Source organism: Paenibacillus sp. FSL H7-0737 (genome assembly GCF_000758545.1).
Taxonomy (GTDB): Bacteria; Bacillota; Bacilli; order Paenibacillales; family Paenibacillaceae; genus Paenibacillus_AQ.
Map to the genome: position 1 here is coordinate 4,510,681 of NZ_CP009279.1, position 19,257 is coordinate 4,529,937.

Annotated in this window: 19 protein-coding genes; 4 read left to right on the forward strand and 15 right to left on the reverse strand. The window is 39.0% G+C overall.

Annotation, left to right across the window (positions count from 1 at the left end):
• Positions 1-4: 4 nt before the first annotated feature.
• Entirely contained in the window at positions 5-1,162 is a 1,158-nt protein-coding gene (locus H70737_RS19790; protein WP_042189926.1) for an ROK family transcriptional regulator, read from the reverse strand.
• Between the two features lie 508 nt (positions 1,163-1,670).
• Positions 1,671-2,333, reverse strand: a complete 663-nt coding sequence (locus tag H70737_RS19795) for an MgtC/SapB family protein (protein ID WP_042189928.1) — start codon at positions 2,331-2,333, stop codon at positions 1,671-1,673.
• Positions 2,334-2,541: 208 nt separating this feature from the next.
• Here H70737_RS19795 and H70737_RS19800 point away from each other — a divergent pair, with 208 nt between their 5' ends.
• Complete coding sequence (locus tag H70737_RS19800) at positions 2,542-3,507, forward strand: NAD(P)H-dependent flavin oxidoreductase (protein ID WP_042189930.1); 966 nt, start codon at positions 2,542-2,544, stop codon at positions 3,505-3,507.
• A 116-nt stretch (positions 3,508-3,623) separates the two neighbouring features.
• Here the strand turns inward: H70737_RS19800 and H70737_RS19805 are convergent, their stop codons facing one another.
• Entirely contained in the window at positions 3,624-3,839 is a 216-nt protein-coding gene (locus H70737_RS19805; protein WP_231573314.1) for a hypothetical protein, read from the reverse strand.
• Positions 3,840-4,188: 349 nt separating this feature from the next.
• On the opposite strand from H70737_RS19805, the gene H70737_RS19810 reads away from it, so the two are divergent.
• Both H70737_RS19810 and H70737_RS19815 read left to right on the forward strand, forming a co-directional pair.
• Positions 4,189-4,587: a DUF2871 domain-containing protein gene (locus tag H70737_RS19810; protein WP_042189934.1), complete on the forward strand. Its 399-nt coding sequence runs from the start codon at positions 4,189-4,191 to the stop codon at positions 4,585-4,587.
• Between the two features lie 190 nt (positions 4,588-4,777).
• A complete protein-coding gene (locus tag H70737_RS19815; protein ID WP_042189935.1) occupies positions 4,778-5,206 on the forward strand; it encodes a VOC family protein in 429 nt (142 codons plus the stop codon).
• An 87-nt stretch (positions 5,207-5,293) separates the two neighbouring features.
• Here H70737_RS19815 and H70737_RS19820 read toward each other — a convergent pair whose 3' ends face one another.
• The 4 genes from H70737_RS19820 to H70737_RS19835 all read right to left on the reverse strand — a co-directional run bounded on the left by H70737_RS19820 (position 5,294) and on the right by H70737_RS19835 (position 10,532).
• Complete coding sequence (locus tag H70737_RS19820) at positions 5,294-7,636, reverse strand: ABC transporter permease (protein WP_042189937.1); 2,343 nt, start codon at positions 7,634-7,636, stop codon at positions 5,294-5,296.
• Between the two features lie 2 nt (positions 7,637-7,638).
• Complete coding sequence (locus H70737_RS19825) at positions 7,639-8,412, reverse strand: ABC transporter ATP-binding protein (RefSeq protein WP_042189939.1); 774 nt, start codon at positions 8,410-8,412, stop codon at positions 7,639-7,641.
• 165 nt (positions 8,413-8,577) lie between these two features.
• A complete protein-coding gene (locus H70737_RS19830) occupies positions 8,578-9,846 on the reverse strand; it encodes a HAMP domain-containing sensor histidine kinase (protein ID WP_042189941.1) in 1,269 nt (422 codons plus the stop codon).
• A gap of 2 nt (positions 9,847-9,848) precedes the next feature.
• Positions 9,849-10,532, reverse strand: coding sequence for a response regulator transcription factor (locus tag H70737_RS19835; protein ID WP_042189943.1), 684 nt, complete (start codon positions 10,530-10,532; stop codon positions 9,849-9,851).
• Between the two features lie 66 nt (positions 10,533-10,598).
• On the opposite strand from H70737_RS19835, the gene H70737_RS19840 reads away from it, so the two are divergent.
• A complete protein-coding gene (locus H70737_RS19840; RefSeq protein ID WP_052404358.1) occupies positions 10,599-11,867 on the forward strand; it encodes a serine hydrolase domain-containing protein in 1,269 nt (422 codons plus the stop codon).
• Between the two features lie 33 nt (positions 11,868-11,900).
• Here H70737_RS19840 and H70737_RS19845 read toward each other — a convergent pair whose 3' ends face one another.
• The 8 genes from H70737_RS19845 to H70737_RS19875 form a co-directional block, all read right to left on the reverse strand.
• Positions 11,901-12,260, reverse strand: a complete 360-nt coding sequence (locus tag H70737_RS19845) for a hypothetical protein (protein WP_042189944.1) — start codon at positions 12,258-12,260, stop codon at positions 11,901-11,903.
• Positions 12,261-12,531: 271 nt separating this feature from the next.
• Positions 12,532-12,675, reverse strand: coding sequence for a hypothetical protein (locus H70737_RS30800; RefSeq protein ID WP_156113154.1), 144 nt, complete (start codon positions 12,673-12,675; stop codon positions 12,532-12,534).
• A 94-nt stretch (positions 12,676-12,769) separates the two neighbouring features.
• Positions 12,770-12,997 (reverse strand): hypothetical protein, encoded by a 228-nt coding sequence (locus tag H70737_RS19850; protein WP_042189946.1) that lies wholly within the window; start codon positions 12,995-12,997, stop codon positions 12,770-12,772.
• 14 nt (positions 12,998-13,011) lie between these two features.
• Positions 13,012-14,073, reverse strand: coding sequence for a TIGR04066 family peptide maturation system protein (locus H70737_RS19855; protein WP_042189948.1), 1,062 nt, complete (start codon positions 14,071-14,073; stop codon positions 13,012-13,014).
• Positions 14,070-15,488: a radical SAM/SPASM domain-containing protein gene (locus H70737_RS19860; RefSeq protein ID WP_042189950.1), complete on the reverse strand. Its 1,419-nt coding sequence runs from the start codon at positions 15,486-15,488 to the stop codon at positions 14,070-14,072. Before H70737_RS19860 ends, H70737_RS19855 begins: the two co-directional genes overlap by 4 nt.
• On the reverse strand, positions 15,439-17,226 hold the full coding sequence (locus tag H70737_RS19865) for an ABC transporter ATP-binding protein (RefSeq protein WP_042189952.1): 1,788 nt from the start codon (positions 17,224-17,226) through the stop codon (positions 15,439-15,441). The genes H70737_RS19860 and H70737_RS19865 overlap by 50 nt, the downstream gene beginning before the upstream one ends.
• A gap of 156 nt (positions 17,227-17,382) precedes the next feature.
• Complete coding sequence (locus H70737_RS19870) at positions 17,383-18,180, reverse strand: ABC transporter permease (RefSeq protein ID WP_042189954.1); 798 nt, start codon at positions 18,178-18,180, stop codon at positions 17,383-17,385.
• 3 nt (positions 18,181-18,183) lie between these two features.
• Entirely contained in the window at positions 18,184-19,095 is a 912-nt protein-coding gene (locus H70737_RS19875; protein WP_042189956.1) for an ABC transporter ATP-binding protein, read from the reverse strand.
• Between the last annotated feature and the right edge of the window lie 162 nt (positions 19,096-19,257).

Genomic DNA, 19,257 nt, shown 5'->3' on the forward strand with positions numbered 1-19,257 from the left:
TATTTTAATCCAATGCGAAAAAACGATTTTGCGATAGTAGTCCAGATCCGATAATTACACCATTCTCGTTCAACATCGAACGATGAATGGAGAAAGACCCACGAAGGGGTTCCCATGTGAAGCGTGAAAGATATAGCTTCTCGACTGCTTCATAAATATCCGGAAATTTGTCTACGAGTTCTCCACTCAGGATCACACTATCGGGGTTATACATGCATACGACATTGTTGATTGTAATCGCCATATACATGAGCGCACGCTCGATCAAATGAACCGCCCAATGCTCTCCTGCATCCTTTGCTTCAAATAACTCCTCGATCGTGCGAATCGGACGAATCCGATTGGCTTCCGACAACAATGAACTGATATTTATATAGGTCTGTAAGCAACCCGCCTTACCGCACTCGCACATCATTCCGTTAGGATCCACTGTCGTATGCCCTATTTCACCAGCACTGTTCATCACCCCGCGATAAATCTCTCCCTCAAGGATCATCGCGGAGCCAACGCCTTGCCCGAAGCCCAATAGTGCGGTACGGACAGATCCAACAGCAGCGCCTTTGAGGTGTTCAGCAAGAGCTCTAACTTTCAACTCATTATCTACAGCAATTTCAAAACCGGTTAGTTCCTTTAGGCGTTTTGCTAAGGCAACATTCTTCCATCCAAGCTGAACAGAGAAGACAACAATACCTTCTTCGTTATTCACAATTCCAGGAAGTCCAACGCCAATACCGACGATACGCGTTCTGTCAATCACATGCTGCTGCGTCAGTTGTTCAATCGCTTCATTGATTCGTTCCAGTGTCTTGTCTGGACTCTCGTCCGGAGTACGCGGGTATTGCCTGCTGCAGAGAAGCTTACCTTGCAAATCTACGATACCTACAATCATAAGACTGCGATCCAGCTCAACCCCAACCGACAATACAGAAGCGTCAACCATAGCTAGCAACGTTGATTTCCGACCTAATCCTGACGATACCTGATCCGAATCCAGTAGATAGCCCTGTTCAGTTAATTCCCCAACAATTCGACTTACAGTTGTAGGACTCATACCCGTTTGTTTGGCGATGGAAGCGCGAGAAATTGGTTGTAGATTTTTTATGATTTCGAAGACCGTCAAACGATTTTGCCGCTTCATAAAATCCTGATCGTGCTTTTTCACAGACATTCTCCTAATTATTTTCTTCAGTGCATTAATCAAACTAATAAAACTATAAAAATAAGAAAAAATTTGCCAATTAAGCTACGCTAATGTATTATTTGATTAAATTTCAGTTTAGTTTCTCCAGTGATGGGATTAATAATAAAGGCTCATTGATTGTATGTCAATATAAATGACATATTTTTTTATTCGAAATAAATGAAAGCGTTTAATATGTGATTTTTATAACAATCTCCAATAAATACATAACACAAACATAACATCAAAGACCAAAACCGCTCTCATAATAGACCGGGCGGAAACTATAAATAGGAAAAACTTAATTTAGAGGTGGAGGAAATATCTTAAAAATAAAAGAGGTTTGGGGTCGATGCAGAAGTTTTGTGAATCTGAATATTGGAAAAAAGGTAGAATCGTGCGCGGATTGATAGTGAAATGGAGATTGCACCCGCATCAAAAGCAAGTTCTTCATATAGAAACCAACTTTTGATGCGTAGTGTTAAAAAAATTATTGAAACTCTACTGCCTTAACAGACGCGTCCTCTTGTATCAATGACAACAATTTCACAGCATTAAACGATTCAGGAAATTTTACGATAATTTCTAAATTCAATTCGGAGGCAAGACTATTATTTTCAGCGTGAAAGCTTAAAATGGTAATATTTTTTTCTTCAAGGAGCTGTTGAATTCTACTCACGGCTCCTTCTGAATTAGTCAGACAGATCACAATCTGTTGCGTTTTCGGTGAGGCCAGCCAACTGTAGCGGCCATGCAAAATCTTTTGTCCAAGTAAGATAATAATTGTTGCTCCTCCACCAAGAATATATAGGCCCGATCCAATCGCCAGCCCTAGTCCCGCCGTTGCCCAAATCCCCGCTGCAGTTGTCAGGCCCTTCACAGTGTGTCTATGCATGAAAATCATTCCTGCACCAAGAAATCCCACTCCACTTACTACCTGGGCAGCTATACGTGCGGGATCGAGCTTAACATAGGACCAATCAGCTTGATCCTGAAATCCATATTTTGAAATGATCATCATAAGTGCAGCACCTAAAGCAACAATAAAATGCGTTCTAACTCCCGCTTCTTTCATCCGACTTTTTCGTTCAAAGCCAACTAAAACACCACAAATTCCAGCTCCAACTACACGAAGCAAATATTCAAACTCCATACATAGTCCTTCTCTCCTTATAATATTGCTATTTATTGTATCATAAACGGATTTCTATATTTCTCCCTCCTATAATATGAACATGATATTTAACATAGTTTGAGCATGCGCACAGTCACATCTGCAAAGATTTAACTGTGATACCTTTATAACTGTTACTCCAGTAGACATTTTATAACGGTCTACAACTAGTGAAAGAGGTGCGTTTATGAAACTGCCAACAATCCAATTTGGGCATATTAAATCCAAGGTTCCTGTAATTCAAGGGGGTATGGGCGTAGGCATATCCTTAAGTGGCTTAGCTGCTGCTGTAGCCAATGCAGGCGGGATCGGCACCATTTCCGGTACAGGAATCACCACTGATGAACTGAGAATGCATATTCGCAAAACAAGAGAGCTCTCAAAAGGGATTGGATATATCGGTGTGAATGTTCTATTCGCGATGAAGGATTTTGCTGATAAAATGAAGGTCGCTTTGGAAGAAAAAGTGGACTTTATTATTTCTGGAGCCGGGATTTCCAGAGATATTTATGCTTGGGGTAAAGAGTACGGTACTCCTGTGGTGTCTATTGTTTCCTCCGCCAAATTAGCCAGAATATCCGAAAGACTTGGTGCTTCTGCAGTCGTAGTGGAAGGATTTGAAGCTGGGGGCCATTTGGGCACAGAGAGATCCATGTTCGAAATTCTTCCTGAGGTTGTAGAAGCCGTTTCAATTCCGGTTATTGCTGCTGGTGGGATTCTTACAGGAGATGATATCGCAAAAGCCCTTCGGATTGGCGCTTCTGGTGTTCAGATGGGGACTCGTTTCGTGGCGAGCCATGAATGTGATGCTCCTTTGGCCTTTAAACAAAAATATGTAGATGCTCAGCAAGGTGATACTATTCTAATTAAGTCTACAGTTGGGCTAGATGGCAGAGCGATTCGTAATGAATTCACAGAACGTATTAGTGATGATGCCAAATTAAAAATAGCAAAATGCTCTAATTGTCTAAAGGTATGTTCGCATCGCTTCTGTACCATGGAATCCCTGCTAACTTCGCTTAGAGGAGATGTTAAGAACGGATTAGTGTTTGCCGGGTCCAGAGTTCATGAGATTAAAGAGATATTGTCCGTACAGCAGATTATTGACAATTTAATGTATGAGTATCAGGGAGCATTGAACCCGGTAACTTAAGATTGTAATAGGATACTTATGGGATGATAAAGTTAAAAAAAGAACCCTTTGTTGTATGCAACAAAGGGTTCTTTTTAAAAGGCGTTGTTTATAGTTGACTCTATATCAGCATAGCCTTACATCATTCCACGAGTATTAGAAATGCCATCTTGTTGATGACAGCTCTTATACATTTGTTCTAGTTCGGAATCACCTAAGTTAGGATGTCTTTCTTTCATAAAGGGCAACATCTCTTTAAAAGTGCTTGGAGCAAACCCGGCAGCATAAGCTGCTGTTCCAATTCCAAATGACAAAATAACAACACAGATTACTGCAAATACTCCTCTTTTCAAAAAAACCATCTCCTACTTTATAATACGGAAAAAATCAATACGAAAAAAATTTGCTGAAACCAACATGCACATCAGACCCATTCCCATAACTAGAATGGCTATGATCCAATCCGCTTTTTTCATATTCATCCTCCCGTGCCATCGAACACCCTGAATCTAACGAATAGTGGGGTTCAATAATATTAATGATTATAGATGAATATTGTGTGGAAACTATGTGGGACATGCTTAAGAGGTTAATTTTTGTCAATTCCGTGAAATTAATCACTATATAATCATTTGTTCATACTGCGTTCTTATTTGAAAGATATGATTTCAATATAACAATAAACATAAAGGAGTCATGATCATGAAAAAATTGTATTACACGTCTTTTTTCTATGCCATTCTTGGTTTGATAGCAGGTGTTGCTTATCGTGAAATTACCAAAATGAATGATTTCGAAGGAAACACCATCTTAGTTGCACTTCATACTCATATCCTTGTACTGGGCTTCTTCTTCTTTATAATCGCATTGATCCTAGCCAAGTTATTTAATATCCATGAAGCTAAATCCTTTGGCGCATGGTACATTGTATATAACATTGGTCTCCTGATCACGATCGGTACTATGGCCACTCGCGGGATGCTGCAAATTAACGGGACTGATATCAGCTTCTTACCGCATATTGCGGGTCTCGGTCATGCCATAGTAGGTGCTGGTATCATTTGGCTACTAGTTCTGCTCGGTAAACGAATTAAATCATAGGAAAAAAGCCGCTGGATCATATTCCAGCGGCTTTTTTTGATTAGTCATATTTAAGTTCATACCAAATGAGACTATAAGTATATTTGTTTATACACTGGTAAATGATACAATATGGAAGTCGCGAGATATCTTAAATTTTAACTTTAAACTATGCTTTCGATGCCAATAAAACTTTTAAGGAGTGAAGTAAATGTCTATCGATGTTTATCTGAATTTCAACGGGAATTGTCGTCAAGCCGCAGAATTTTACGCGGAGGTGTTTGGCGTTGAACGTCCACAAATCATGACCTTTGGCGAAACACCACCTGATCCCAATTTCACTCTTCCTGAAGAAGCCAAAGATTTAGTTATGCACACTCGCTTGAATATCGAAGGCAGTAATGTAATGTTCTCTGATGTTTTTCCGGGCATGCCTTTTGTGGAAGGAAATAACATTAGTCTTTCGGTAGTTAGTAAGGATTTGGATGGCATAAAAAAATATTTCCATAAGCTTAAAGAAGGCGGCAAAGTAGGTATGGAATTACAAGAAACCTTCTGGAGCTCGTGTTATGGTAGTCTAAAAGATAAATTCGGCATCGATTGGCAATTCAATTATGATGACGGACGAATGAATATGTAATAAAAATAACAACGAGTATGGAGTGGCTGCGAAACCTATTAATACAGGTATGGCCTACCTCCAGCTCGTTGTTTCTTGTTCAAGCGCTTAGTCCATAATTAAATCATATACACTGACCTTCCGAATCCGTCTTGCAACTAACATGGATACCACATAAGCAACCACTAGAATGACAGCACAGAGTAGAAGCACTTGAGGCAGACTAACCGCCAGCTGAACGTTATAAATGCCTAGACTTGAAAGCAATAATACAAACGCTGAATCCGAGAAAAAATAACCTGCTAAACTCCCCAATAATACTCCAACTACAATCACCGGAAAAAGACTGAACGTAATCTGTGTCATCAGATTAAAGGTTGTATATCCGATACCTTTAAGAATACCGAATTCCCGCTTACGTTTCATAATCAACGTCTTAATCACCAAATACAAAATTAAACTAACCACTATAATTGTGACCGCGGTAATGACTGCTGTCATAGAAGTTACTGCTGAAGTGAATGTACTAAGCGTGCTTTCTAACATGTCTAAAATGTTCGTTACGACCCATTGTCCAGGGAGACGTTCTTCAAGCTTTTGAATGAAGACTTGAGGATCTTCCCCTTCCTTTAAGTATACATTAATGGACTGGACGGAATAATTCGGCTGCAATTTTCTCATTCCATCTTCTGTTATGGTAGCAACCATACCTAACTGATTAATCTGCTGGCTAAGACCAGTCACCAAATAATTTTGGGTTAACCCATTAAACGTAACTGGAATCTCGTCCCCAATCGATTTATTTTTCATTTTTGCAATTACACCGGATATCGCAATTTCATTATCAAAAATGGGCTGCCTACCTTTATAGACCGTCTGCGTCTCCAGCTTGGCATAATCATCAGATACACGGATCATAAAACTGGAATCATCTATAGAAGCTACTCTACCTTCCAATATGGAGATCTTCTGAACCTCAGGCATGGCCTCTACTTCTGCAAATATCATTGGATCATGATCAGCTTTTTTTAGATCAAGTTGCAAATTGGTACGTTCTAGACCCACTAAATCTAAAACGGCTGAAGTATCCCCTTTAAAGTTAAAATTAAGGATGGAGCAAAATATACTCGAAAAGGTCAACCCTGCAACGATCAGCACGATCATAAAATTCTGCTTGGTCTGTCTAAATAAAGACTTCAGACTTAAGGCGAATTGCAAATTCAATGAAGTGCTCGCTAGCGGAAAATGATTTTTCTTAAAATTGTGGGTAAGAAGCCCGCTCTGAAGAGCTGCTATCGGAGTAATCCTTCGAATCTTTCTACTAGACAGGTAGGCAACTAAGAGAATCAGCACCGTAACGATAAGCAAACTCAACAAAGCACTTAATAATTCAAAAGTTGTCGGCCACAACAGTCCAACCGAAGACGAAATCATATTACCTACTAAGGGCATGACTAGAACAGAAATCAAACTTCCCGGTATGGAGGCCATTATAGACACTGAGACGAACTGTAACAGAAATGAGGATATGATCTGCCTTGACGTATAACCGTTCGCTTTCAAAACACCGATGTTGGTTAGATTATCCTCAATATTCCCGAAGATCTGAAACCTGATCACAATCAACGAGATTACAACCATAATCAATGCAAATACAATCAGAATAGCGGCTAAAATATTCACAAAAACGCGGTTACCTTCGAGCCCCACATCAGTTCGCATGACTAAAAATGAACTTGTATTTCCAGATCCAAAAATCTGTTCACTCAACTTTTGCTCCAGCTTGACTTCTTTCGCCCGTTCGTTTAATTGTACAGATAAAAAATTAAATTGAACTTCTTTCCCAAGCCGTTCCTCTAATTGCTTATAACCTTCATCGTTTAAAAATATTTTCAAAGCCCCATTCGTCAATGTCCCAAAAAGGGGTTCCTCAGTAAATCCACCGATGGTATAAGTAAATTTGTTGTTATCGTATTCAAACGAGATCGTATCCCCAAGGTTATACCCTGAGCCTCCGTGAAAGATATACGGCAAATAAATTGTATTTTGATCCGCAGGTTCCAACCGAGAAGTGGTATTAAATAGTCCCATAGAGCGCTGCGAATCCTTATTAAGAATCAAGAAAGCAATAGCTGTATTGTTTCCCCCGTAGTTTATCTTTACATCAGGTAGCAGAAGCGCCGCCTCATTCTCCCATGTTTCAGTATAAGGATAGCTATCCACCAGAGATTCATAATTCTTCACATTCTCATTTAAAGGAAAATAAGCGGTGATATCAGGTGTATTTAGCTTCGATATTTTTTCTTGCTGAAAAGAATTAAGCTTCAAGCTGACCGTGAGGCCAATGTTCAGCAGCAGCGCAGCAATCATAATCAATACGAAGAGCGTAATCGTTGCACTTTTTCTTTTACGAATATTGGACCAAGCAAGCTTTCCTATTAAGCTTCTCATCCCTACCACCCCAATTCGGTCAGAAAGGACTGTAATTGCTGCTGCCGTTCAGGTCCACTATCTTCGCTATAAGGGGAAAGGCGCAAATCTCCGATGACTACCCCATCCTGCAGATACAAGATCCGATTACCACGCAGCGCAGTTTTGAGATCATGGGTTACCATAATTATGCTTTGCCCCTGCTTATTTACCTCGGTTAGGACACGCAGTACCCCTATTCCTGCTGAGCTATTTAACGCTCCAGTCGGCTCATCCGCAAAGACCGCTTTTGGACTGTTGATCAGGGCCCGGATAATTCCGGCACGCTGAGCTTCTCCTCCTGAGATTTGCGCTGGAAACTTACCCCAGATTGTGTCATCCAGGCCTACATCTAAGAGCAGCTTTTTGGCTTTTTCCACAGCCCCAGCTCTATCCTTTTGGACAAGAAAAGCACTTGATAATACATTGTCGAGCACACTCATTGAATCGAGCAGATGGATCTGCTGAAACACAAATCCACAATTCTTCCGCCGGAATATCGCCAGCTGATCATTACTCATCGCCGTAATATCTTGACCTTCAAACAAGACCTCTCCAAGCGTTGGTTTATCCATTCCCGAAATGGCATACAGCAGTGTTGATTTACCAGAACCAGAGCTGCCCATGATAATCGTGAAATCACCATGATATAAGGTCAGATCTAGATTTTTTAATACATGCTGCTGAGTTCCTCCATGGGAAAAGGTTTTTCCAAGCTTATGGGTCTGCATCAATACTTTATTATTCACTTCGTTCATGTTGAACACTCCATTTACGTTCATGCTCATTAATTACGCTAATAGTAACCCTAGCTCTACGCACAATATAATGGCTGCAATTACAGACTCATTCGTAATTGCAACCTAATCGTACGTTAAATGTTCTTAACATGTCTTTGTGCAATCCTTAGCGAATTCTTAATTCTATCCTGCTAAAGGAATCAGCAGCTTTACAGTAAATCCATCCTCCCGATTGGAGCATACAATGTCGCCCTGCATTTTTTGCATCATATAACGAGAAATGTACAGACCTAGACCTGCACCGTTCTGGCTCACGGCCAGACTGCCCCTAAAGAATTTATTGAATATTAAAGGCAATTCCTCCTCAGGGATACCCGGACCATAATCCAGAACATCAATCTCCAGATAATGATCCCTAATCTCGAATTGAATATCGATGGGTGTACCGGCGTAGGCATACTTATAGGAATTGTTCACCACATTATCGATGACCTGCTGCAGCCGTAAGGGATCCACCATAATGATGCAGTCTGGCACAGATGCAGCTGAAATCCGTTCGTAGAAGTTCACATTATTTATAATTTGGGTCAGGAGGTGACTATTCTCCTCCGTTAAGCTGACGTTTAGTTCATTCAGTTCCTCCAAGGTGGAATGGAACATGTCTGTGACCAGACGATCAATCTGATCCGCTTTGGAATACAAGGTATTTAGCTGTCTGCTTGTCTTCTCATCTCTTGCGCTTAATAACATCAGTTCCGTAATCGCCTTCATCGAAGCGACGGGTGTCTTAATATCATGACTGAGACTAGCAACCAGCTCCTTCTTACTCTTGTTCGCTAAATATTCACTGTGCCTAGCCGCCGCTAGCTCTTCCCGCATCATATCGAAGCTTTCGGTAAAAGCACCAAATAGATGATTACGATCCATCTCCAGAGGCACTTCAAGATCGCCTCTTGCGATATGGTTTGCGAATAGCTGCATTTTGCGAAACGGACGAAGAATGGATCTATTCAGGAACCAAATATAGAGGATGCCTAGAATTGTAAGCAAAAGCAGCATCGCAACAGAAACTTGTATAAATTGTTGTTTCATATGTATAAAAATCGTACGGTAATCATTATTAATAATTACTTTACCCACCAGCTGATCCCGAACAACAACATCAACTAAGGTATCCCGATTATTGATAGCTTCGTTAACGCTAACGGAAATCGCATTTTCAGTCTGATATTTAAGTTCACCAGAAGTATCAATAATGGCGAAATCATAAGGACTTTCCTTGTACAGTTTCGGCTCAAGCTTATCCCAATGCTGCTCTGTAAGCTTAACAATGGTATTGATCGCCACTCGGTCTGTTGAGGTCTCCACTTTCAAATTAAATATCAGCAATAAGAGAGTTATACTTGCAGCGAGTATAGTGAGCATTAGCGCCAGTAGCAATTTTTTAGTCATCACTATTTATCCTCAAAAGCATAACCGATGCCCCATACGGTGCGGATGTACTGTGGATCGTTAGGATTCTGCTCAATCTTCTCACGAAGATGACGGATATGTACATTTAAGGTGCCATCTCCCGCAAAAACATCTCCCCATACCCCTGCAAATAGCTCCTCTTTAGGGATTACCCGATTTTTATGCTGGATCAAAAACTTTAGCAATTTATATTCCATTGTTTTCAGCTTGAGGGGTACGCCGTTAAGACTTGCCCTTCTGAGTTCGGGATCAATCTGTATGGGTCCGGATTCAAGAAGGGAGGACTCGGCTACAACTTCGTTGTTGTACCGTTTAAGCACCGCCTTTACTTTTGCCAGCAGCACTCTCAGGGTATACGGCTTATGAATATAATCATCTCCCCCGATATCTAGCGCAATTAATACATCATCCTCACTGGAGCGGGCACTAATAAACAGGATGGGAATCCCGGTCGTCTGACGCAGTTCTTTGCATAACTGGAAGCCGGATTCACCACCTAAATTAATATCTAGGAGTAACATCGACACCTGATGCTCACTCAAAAAGCTCCGACAGGCATCGGCGCTCGTAACAAATGCGGTTTGAACATCAAACAAATTAAAATATTCGCAGGTGGTCTCCGCAAGTTCAATTTCATCATCAATAATCAAACAATCATATCTCATCGATTTCTCTCCGCTTCAACTGAATTTATTATTATGTTAGAATATGCCTTTAAGGAGGGGTTACCTGTGGATACACAATTCCAGCGTCTGGAGCACTATTTAGATAAATACGAACAAAGCTGGCCATTAAGTGGCACAGTCTTAATAGCTCAGCGTGGAGAAATCAAGTTACATAAAGCGTACGGATATGCGAATCTTGAACATCAGGTCCCGAACACTTTAGATACCAAATTCCGGATCTGGTCACTTACCAAATCATTCACTGGCATGGCTATCCTGATGCTAAAAGAACAAAAACGTCTCAGACTGGAAGATACAATCCTAAAATATCTCCCTCAGCAGGATGCACATGCACTAGAAGGGATTACCATCCTTCACCTGCTGGGACATACCTCTGGTATAGCCAACTACACTTCCATACCCGAATATAATCAAAAATTAAATAAGCTAAAGCTGACTCCACAGGAGATGGTAAAGCTATTTGTGAGTCAACCCCCTGCATTTATGCCTGGCACTTCATTTGCCTATAACAACTCAGGTTATTATTTGCTAGGGATGATTATTGAGAAGATTACAGGGATGACATTTGAAGATTATATCACTACTTTTATATTACAGCCTCTGGGCATGGTAAATACAGGAGTTTATAACAATCAGCAGATTATTCAAAAATTAGCCTCACCTTATCATTCTTCTTGGGGAGAGTATACTCAGGGGGAATACATAGATATGAGTTCTATCTTATCTGCTGGCGGGATGTATTCGACCGCTGCCGATCTTTTCCTGTGGGATCAAGCCTTATACTCCGATCAATTAGTGTCTCATAACACCCTAGAGATGGCTTTTCATTCCAGTAACCTCAAATATCGATTTGGTTGGTTCTTGGACGAACGTTTTGATCGAAAAAGAATGTATCACGGCGGTGCCTATCGCGGCTTCCGAAGTGAACTGCATAGATACCCTGAAGATCAAACAAGCGTAATCATGTTGACTAATTATGATTGCGTACCCGTCACTAAGTTAACGGAATCGCTAGCTGGATTAGTCTTCGGTGAACCTGTAAGGGTGCCGATCTCTCCGCAAGCCTACCCGCTTGATGATAGTATTTATGCTTCTTATATGGGAACCTATGAGGGATATGGCTGCAAAGCGAGCGTGGAGCGTAGTGGGCAAGCTTACTATTTTGTCTGGAATGATGTAGAAGTCACTCCCTTTTATCCAATCTCGGAAACAAGATTCCATCATACGAAGCATGATTCAGAATATGAATTTAAGCGGAATGTACAGGGTGAGCTTTCATTTCTGGGAATGCATAAAAAACAAGACAAGTCTTAATAGACCTGTCTTGTTTTTTTGTTCGTGTTTACGCTAGGCCTTAGCTATAATGATGAACTCAGCCAGAAGCACAAGTAAGGCAGTAGCTACGCCAAGCGAATTAATTACCGTTAAAGCATCTGGGTAGCTTTCTTTCTTAAATTGCGAGAATAAAGATACCATCCATAATACACTGAAGAATAATGCGACCAATCCGGAAATAGCCTCACTATCCACTTTTCTGCTCCGCATAAAAAATCCTACAAGGCCAACAACGGTAAAAATCATGTATATAACAAGCTCTATGGATGTGATGATAATCGCCTCGCCTGCAGAGAACAAATGCATTAACATGTATTGAATCCCTAAACAAATAAACACAAGCTGGTTAAAAGAAACTTTGCTCACTCTCATAGCTTATCTCCTTTTAATTTAAGTAAACCGCAATAAAAAGATAACGCTTTCATTATATCGATAATTAAAATAATCCTCTGTGACTTTCAGTACTCTTCCGATATCAGCCCAATCAAAAACAAGCCCTGAACAAAAAAAATCTCCTGGCAATATGGTTGCCGGAGATTTTAGATTAGAGTTTAAATGCTGACATAAAGGATGTATCCAAAACAGCCAATTTTCTAATAAAACTTCATCAAAAACAGGATCTCATTAATGATGCATAAATCCACTAATTTTTAACTGCATTCAAAGCATCTAATTGGTCACTATGTCTTTTTTCTGTAAAAATAAGGCATAGGCACATACACCAGCAAGCTGCAAATGTAGAGACCATAGGAGCTACTTGTTGAGAAGCATTTTTATTCAGTTCCATTGTTTAGTCCCCTCCTTTCAGTTTGTCATAGGGTCTGTTTTGAATACATCTCTTATGTCAGCATTGAGAATGATAGAGCGAAATTTCTATGCCACTACTTTAGATGTTTCGGTATAACTTCAATAAGTTTTTCTACAGTTAAGTCTTTGATTTCACGGACAAAAGAATCATTGATTTGGAATCCAAGTTCGTTCTCGAGATCTGTTAAAATATAAATGATATTTCTAACAGAAGTTACACCTAATAGATTGGTCGTTCTATCGAATTCTTTGACATAATTTTTGACTGTTTCTTCTATAACCTGTTCGTTTAGATACAACAACTCCTTCCCCTCCTTTAAATCATCGGAATATTATTTTGCAGCTCACTTATAATTCTTCTAAAAGCCTCTTCCTGACTTGTAGAATTAGAAAGATTAAAAGTATACATCCCCTCTTGAGAATAGGAATTGTTTTCCATTGAGTCTCGATAATCTACAGAATAGTATTCTAGTTGTCTTGCTTCTGGATTATATAAACAAACATTCTCAGAAATATGATAGTAATCAATATTAACGCCATATTTATATAAACAAGTGGACTTCATTTCTTTCAAATGGGATTCTTCGTAATTTCCGTTATACAAACTTAATATTGTGATATCTGGTGTGACTGCATTACTGATTAGGAAAGGTATATACCCATATCCATTGGGAACTGAAGTGCTATACTTAAGAATGCTTCCTGGAACTCCAATAATAATGACATCTGGATTCTCAGCTTGTTCTATATATTTAATATAGGCATTAATACTCTCGACCTGTTCTGAAAACGTTAGATCATTGCCGTCTATAATGTCTGGGATTGTATGGTATCCCCATAATCTAGATAGTGCATTGCTGGAAATCAAACTCATCTTATATCCCGAATTGCGAAAGTTTTCACTTAGTTTAAGCTGCAAATTCCATTTTCCGCAGTTTTCCCCCATCCCCATAATTAAAATAACTGGGACGTCGATACTCGCTAATGCATTCTGTTTCGATATAGAAGGATGCTCTAGATCCAGACACTCCCAACCCTCTATGGTTGATTGGTTTAATACAGTTTTTAATTCAGACACGTACATAATATGCTTTCCCTTCTCTTCTGCAAGAGAAGTTAACCGGCAGTAACCTGATTCATCAACTTGAAATTGAGGCTTACATAATAACAGTACATCAACTGAGTTAATCAGATCATTTAAATAAAAGCTCTCTTCATCACATATTAAAGCCTTTTTAGTGTCGTCCACTTCATCGAATGACTCCCAGCCTTTTGGAACTACGGCATACATCAGCTCGAAATTCTGAAGCTCACTTTCTGTTAGCAATAAAGGTATCAGACCTTTGTGAAAAGGGTAAACCGCCAGTTTTTTCTTCACAGTGAAATATCCTCTCTTTTAAACTGATATTTAAATTCCCTCATCATCGTAAAGTTCTTCAAATTCTCTAATGCCGACGCTTTAACCCTGTTGCATTTGCTAAGCTTATAGCTTTCTGAATAATGTTCATCCTTTCCATTATCCGCTGCAGCGGGGCATATAGAGCAGCAATGAAAGGCCCAGCATTCTTTACAGTGTTGTTCCGTAACTGCTCCAACATTCAAAATTTCTCGAACCTTTTTAATATCAAAACCATCCTGAAGATTTCCCATTTTCATTAGTGAAGAATTTTCATCTATACGCTCACAAGGAAATAAGTTACCGTTTACATCTACAAAAAGTTTTTTCAAGCCTGGTATACAAGTCCCGCTAGGATGAGCAATTTTCGGGGTCTCATTGATTGGCGAAAGAAACTCTTTGTAGCTATAAATGGTTTCAATATCACGTTTATGATAGGCCACAGGCTCTTCTTTTACTTTTCCTAGCAGCAATAGATATGCCTTCAAAGCTTCGTAATTCCGTTCTTCAAAATAAGCCTCACCATATACGAATTCCGTCTCTGTATAGTTCATGGATAGTGTATTAAAGTTAACTTTAGAGAGGTCACTAACTCCTTCTCCCGCTCTAAAATAATCAAAGATCTCTTCAAACTTACCATCTGGACTAATAACTGTATTGAACTTCAGTTTTTGATATAGATCAGGATAGTTATCTCGAATATGTACAACATTACGATATACAATCTCATAGGAACCACGTCCATTTACAAACGTCCTATTTTCATTATGAACATCCTTCGGTCCATCCAGGCTAATCATAATGGATATGTTAAAATCACGAACTTCCCTTGCAAAACTATCATCCAGAAGTGTGCCATTAGTAGTCATACCAAAGGAAATTTCTTTGCCGCTGACTTTTTCCTGTGTATATTTCATAGTATCTATGATGAGTTTTTTTTCAATCAAAGGCTCCCCACCATAAAAAGCTACATGCAAGTGGTCCACGTCTTTAGAATGGGCTACAAGGAAATCAATCCCTTGCTGCAGAGTATCCCAGGTTATATTCAGAGCAGAATGTGAACGATTATTATAAATTTCATTGCTTGAGTAAGGACAGTAACCACAACGCAAGTTGCAATTTTGAGACATTTGAAAAGTGATTGAGTTAACACAGCGCTCTAACTGGTACTCCAACATTTGACTTGCCGGATGCTCAATTTGTAGAATCGGAGATTCAGCTAAAAGCCCTCTCTTTTGAAAATCTTTAAGCACATTTACATCAGCTTCCTCATAACTGCCTTCAGAAATATGACTTAACGCTTCATACTGATTCTGTTTGATTTTATAAATACTGTTTCTATTCATGTCATAGACGTAATGTAGATTCGCTCTCGTTTGAAAAGGAATAAAAGGCATCCGGGGTTTCCTCCCTTTGCGTACTAGTAATCATATCTCTAAAACTCTCCTGAGATGTATACAACTCATCAAAAGTACCTATCCCAAGAACCTTGCCACCATTTAAATAAATGATCTTATCTAATCTCTTTAACACTTCCGGTCGATGCGTGATAATGATAGTCATCATATAACGATCTGAAGATAACAGTTCCTCGTTAAAAACCTGCTCCGAATAATAGTCATAGCTTGAGGTTGCTTCATCCAATAGCAGAATTTTTGTATCCTTACGTGCTAATGTTCGGGCAAGTGCTATTTTTTGTTTTTGTCCACCCGATAGTTTAGCGCCATTATAACCAATTCGAGTGTCCATTTTTTCGGGTAGGTCTTGGATAAATGAATATGCCCCTGACTGTTTGCAGCTTTCCAATATCTCAGTAAGTGTAAGCTCTTCAGAAATGTTGATATTGTTCGCCACAGTATCATTGAAAAGATAATTGTTTTGAGCCATCAAGCTCCATATTGAGCGATAGGATTCAAAAGTATACTCTTTCACATCTTTATCGTTTATTTTGATGCTGCCTTCAGTAGGCTCATAGAATCTTAGCAGCAGATTTACAACGGATGATTTGCCGCTGCCGTTCAAACCAATAATCGCTACTTTCTCACCTTTTTGAATGGTGAAATTTACTTGATCCAGAGCTTTTTCATTCTCATATACCAAGGATACGTTTTCGAATTTCAGATCATTGATAGATATTGATTCTAATAATTCCTTCGCTTCCGGTTTATCAATTTCAGCATCGGTATTTAGAAATTTTAAAAACCGCTCAAAAGCTGGCTTCACGCTGGATAATTGCGTAATCAAATACGATATGATAGTAATTGGTTCAAATACCAATGATGAGTACGAAATGAAGGATACCAGACCGCCAATGGTGATTTCATCTTTTTGGATTAACCAAGCACCGTACAAGTAAAGACCACAAGTAAACAATGTCGTCATAAACGAACCCGATATACTATCAATAAATCCATAACGCATTAACTTGGATTTAGCATTTTTACTTCCATCCAGATTCACTTTCAGTTTCGCTAGTCGTTTTCCAGTAATCCCCCATACTTTTATCGCTTCAATGCCACTAATTGCATCCCCTAACCATTCTGAGAAATTTGATTGCAAGTGCATAATGATTTCATATACCTTTACTTGCTTTTTATATAAAAAACTGCTAATTAGCATTTTGACTGGAATTGTAGCGAGCATAACTAGAGTTAATTTCCAGTTAATATAAAACAATGCTGTTAAGCCGGCGAAAACTTTAAATAGATTAACGAAAGATGTTAAAAATTGCGTGTCTGTCAAAGACGATATGTTGGCGATATCTTGAAAAAGCTCAGACATCACTACTGAGAAATTTCTGTCTTTAAAAAATTTCGTGCGTACGGATAACACATGTTTACAAGCTTTCTTATTCAAGTCATATGGTATTCTCACACTTATTTCCTTATAGTAATAGAATTGAAAAATACCAAGTAATTGTTGGATAAGGAATATTAAAAAAATTAGTCCTACGTATTGAATAACTCGATAAAAATCCAAACCTAGAATACCAATGTCAATAAGTTGCTTGGTAAACCAAGGAGTCAAAAAGCTCCCTATAGAAGTCACCAACATAACAATACTGATTATCCAAATGTTTTTACGGTAAGGATGAAATAACTCTTTAATGCTGATCCATACTACATTGTATTTCATTTCACATAACTCCCCGCGACATATACTGAGACTAGCCTCATCCCATCTCAATACCAACAAAAAGAACAACAAAAACTACAATAGCTAGCAACGCACCTACAATAACGATCGTTTTTGGTGATCTATTACCCCTGTCCATTTCAATTCCTCCTTTATCTACGCGTGTATATCTCTTTTTCCAAACGAAATATAGGTGACAGACAAACTAATAGCTATGATAATCACAGGAATCAACACCACTTCCATAAAGCTCTTTGCTCCGGTTAGGACTATATGTTGTGAATTAACGACGTAGATTCCGGAAAACTTCATAACCTGAGTCGTTAAAGCATGGTCTGAAATCGCCCTTAACAATGCGGAGGAAGCATCACGGAAATAACCGGATATCATGAAGTCTCCGAATATAATTAGAAAAGTTACAACCACCGCTGAAGCCGTTCTTTTAATAAGAATACCTACCATAATGATTAGAGCAGCATAAGCTGATAAATAAAGGATATTTAATCCCAGTACACGGGAAACTTGAATCAAGTCAGCAGAAAAATTACGATTACCGATGTCAGTCCCAATTATCAAAGCAGCTATCATATAAGCGAGATAAAACACTACTGTAAATTGTAAAATCCACCATATAATAATTTTAAAAACAGAAAGGTATTTCCCCGTGATATAGATAAACCTACTTTGTCCGGAAGCCAGGATAACTTTGATAGATCCATATTCAAATCCTTCGGTTGCAAAAAAACATACGTAAACTGGAATAATAAAATAAAAAAATAAAGATAAAGGTGTCACAATCGTTAAGGGTTCCGCGAGATTACCGATTTCAAAACCACCTTTACCGCCAATCCAGATTGCTAGTACCAGACTTGCTATAAGGAACAGAAGAGAAATTCCCTTAAACATGATATCCCTTCTTATAAAGTAAGACTCAGCTTTCAGAAAATCCCTCATTGCTCATTCTCCTATCAGATCCATATAATAATGCTCAAGATTTGCTGTGGAAAGGTTGATTCCTTCAAGTGGAATTCCATTTCTAATTAACGTTGACATTAACTGTTCAAGATCTGTCAAATCCTTGGGAACCAATATTTCTCCGGCTTCTGACAATGTGATCGAATGAATATTAAGATCGTTCTTAAGCACGTTTATTGCTGCAGCTATTTCAACGGTCTTAATACAAATTTGTGCTTCGGCTGATTGCAAGAGTTCTTCCACAGAGACTTCCTTAATGAACTGCCCTTTATGAATAAACCCGAATTTGGTAGCTAACAATTGGAGCTCACTCAAGATATGGCTGGAAATCAAGATGGTAACCCCTTTTTCATGTGCCAGCTTAGCCAATAATTTTCTCATCTCTACAATTCCTGTAGGATCAAGTCCATTAATCGGTTCATCCAACACTAAAAATTCCGGTTCATTGAGAAGGGAAATCGCCAGCCCTAAGCGTTGACGCATGCCCAGAGAATATTCCGTTGTATTTTTGTTTTCAACATCCGTTAGTCCCACTAAATTCAGCACATCTTTAATTCTCTTGAAATCCGAAATACCATGAATCTTACAATAAAAGCTTAAATTCTCTTCAGCATTCATATGGGGGTAGAGGGCAGGTAGCTCTATTAAAACCCCCATTTTTTTTCTGACTCGTGCGATGTCCTTCTCACTACTTTTACCCATCAATTGGAAAGTCCCTTTTGTAGGGTAAACTAATCCACTAATTATTTTCATGAGTGTGGTTTTACCTGCTCCATTCTCACCTACAAAGCCATAGATATCACCCTGTTTAATCTGCATATTTATATTATGAAGCGCATTTGCACTGCCGTACTGTTTAGTTAATCCCTCAGCTTCAAAGATTGTTGTATTCATTTTTCAACTCCTCCATACCGTTTGCTACTAATTGATATTAAATTAGCATGTTTACTAGAATTACTAATCGCAATGGTAAAAAACACGGGAATAAATGTAACTTTCGCCGCTTCCAAGTGATCCCTAAAAGGATAAAGGTTGATTATACTCCCATATAATGTA

Bases quoted from the DNA above. Each gene is read 5' to 3' on its own strand.
- H70737_RS19825 (WP_042189939.1), bottom strand. From the start codon at position 8,412: ATGAACGAAGTGAATAATAAAGTATTGATGCAGACCCATAAGCTTGGA.
- H70737_RS19795 (WP_042189928.1), bottom strand. From the start codon at position 2,333: ATGGAGTTTGAATATTTGCTTCGTGTAGTTGGAGCTGGAATTTGTGGT.
- H70737_RS19845 (WP_042189944.1), bottom strand. From the start codon at position 12,260: ATGAGAGTGAGCAAAGTTTCTTTTAACCAGCTTGTGTTTATTTGTTTA.
- H70737_RS19815 (WP_042189935.1), top strand. From the start codon at position 4,778: ATGTCTATCGATGTTTATCTGAATTTCAACGGGAATTGTCGTCAAGCC.
- H70737_RS19870 (WP_042189954.1), bottom strand. From the start codon at position 18,180: ATGAGGGATTTTCTGAAAGCTGAGTCTTACTTTATAAGAAGGGATATC.
- H70737_RS19800 (WP_042189930.1), top strand. From the start codon at position 2,542: ATGAAACTGCCAACAATCCAATTTGGGCATATTAAATCCAAGGTTCCT.
- H70737_RS30800 (WP_156113154.1), bottom strand. From the start codon at position 12,675: ATGGAACTGAATAAAAATGCTTCTCAACAAGTAGCTCCTATGGTCTCT.
- H70737_RS19810 (WP_042189934.1), top strand. From the start codon at position 4,189: ATGAAAAAATTGTATTACACGTCTTTTTTCTATGCCATTCTTGGTTTG.
- H70737_RS19820 (WP_042189937.1), bottom strand. From the start codon at position 7,636: ATGAGAAGCTTAATAGGAAAGCTTGCTTGGTCCAATATTCGTAAAAGA.
- H70737_RS19875 (WP_042189956.1), bottom strand. From the start codon at position 19,095: ATGAATACAACAATCTTTGAAGCTGAGGGATTAACTAAACAGTACGGC.
- H70737_RS19865 (WP_042189952.1), bottom strand. From the start codon at position 17,226: ATGAAATACAATGTAGTATGGATCAGCATTAAAGAGTTATTTCATCCT.
- H70737_RS19860 (WP_042189950.1), bottom strand. From the start codon at position 15,488: ATGCCTTTTATTCCTTTTCAAACGAGAGCGAATCTACATTACGTCTAT.
- H70737_RS19835 (WP_042189943.1), bottom strand. From the start codon at position 10,532: ATGAGATATGATTGTTTGATTATTGATGATGAAATTGAACTTGCGGAG.
- H70737_RS19830 (WP_042189941.1), bottom strand. From the start codon at position 9,846: ATGACTAAAAAATTGCTACTGGCGCTAATGCTCACTATACTCGCTGCA.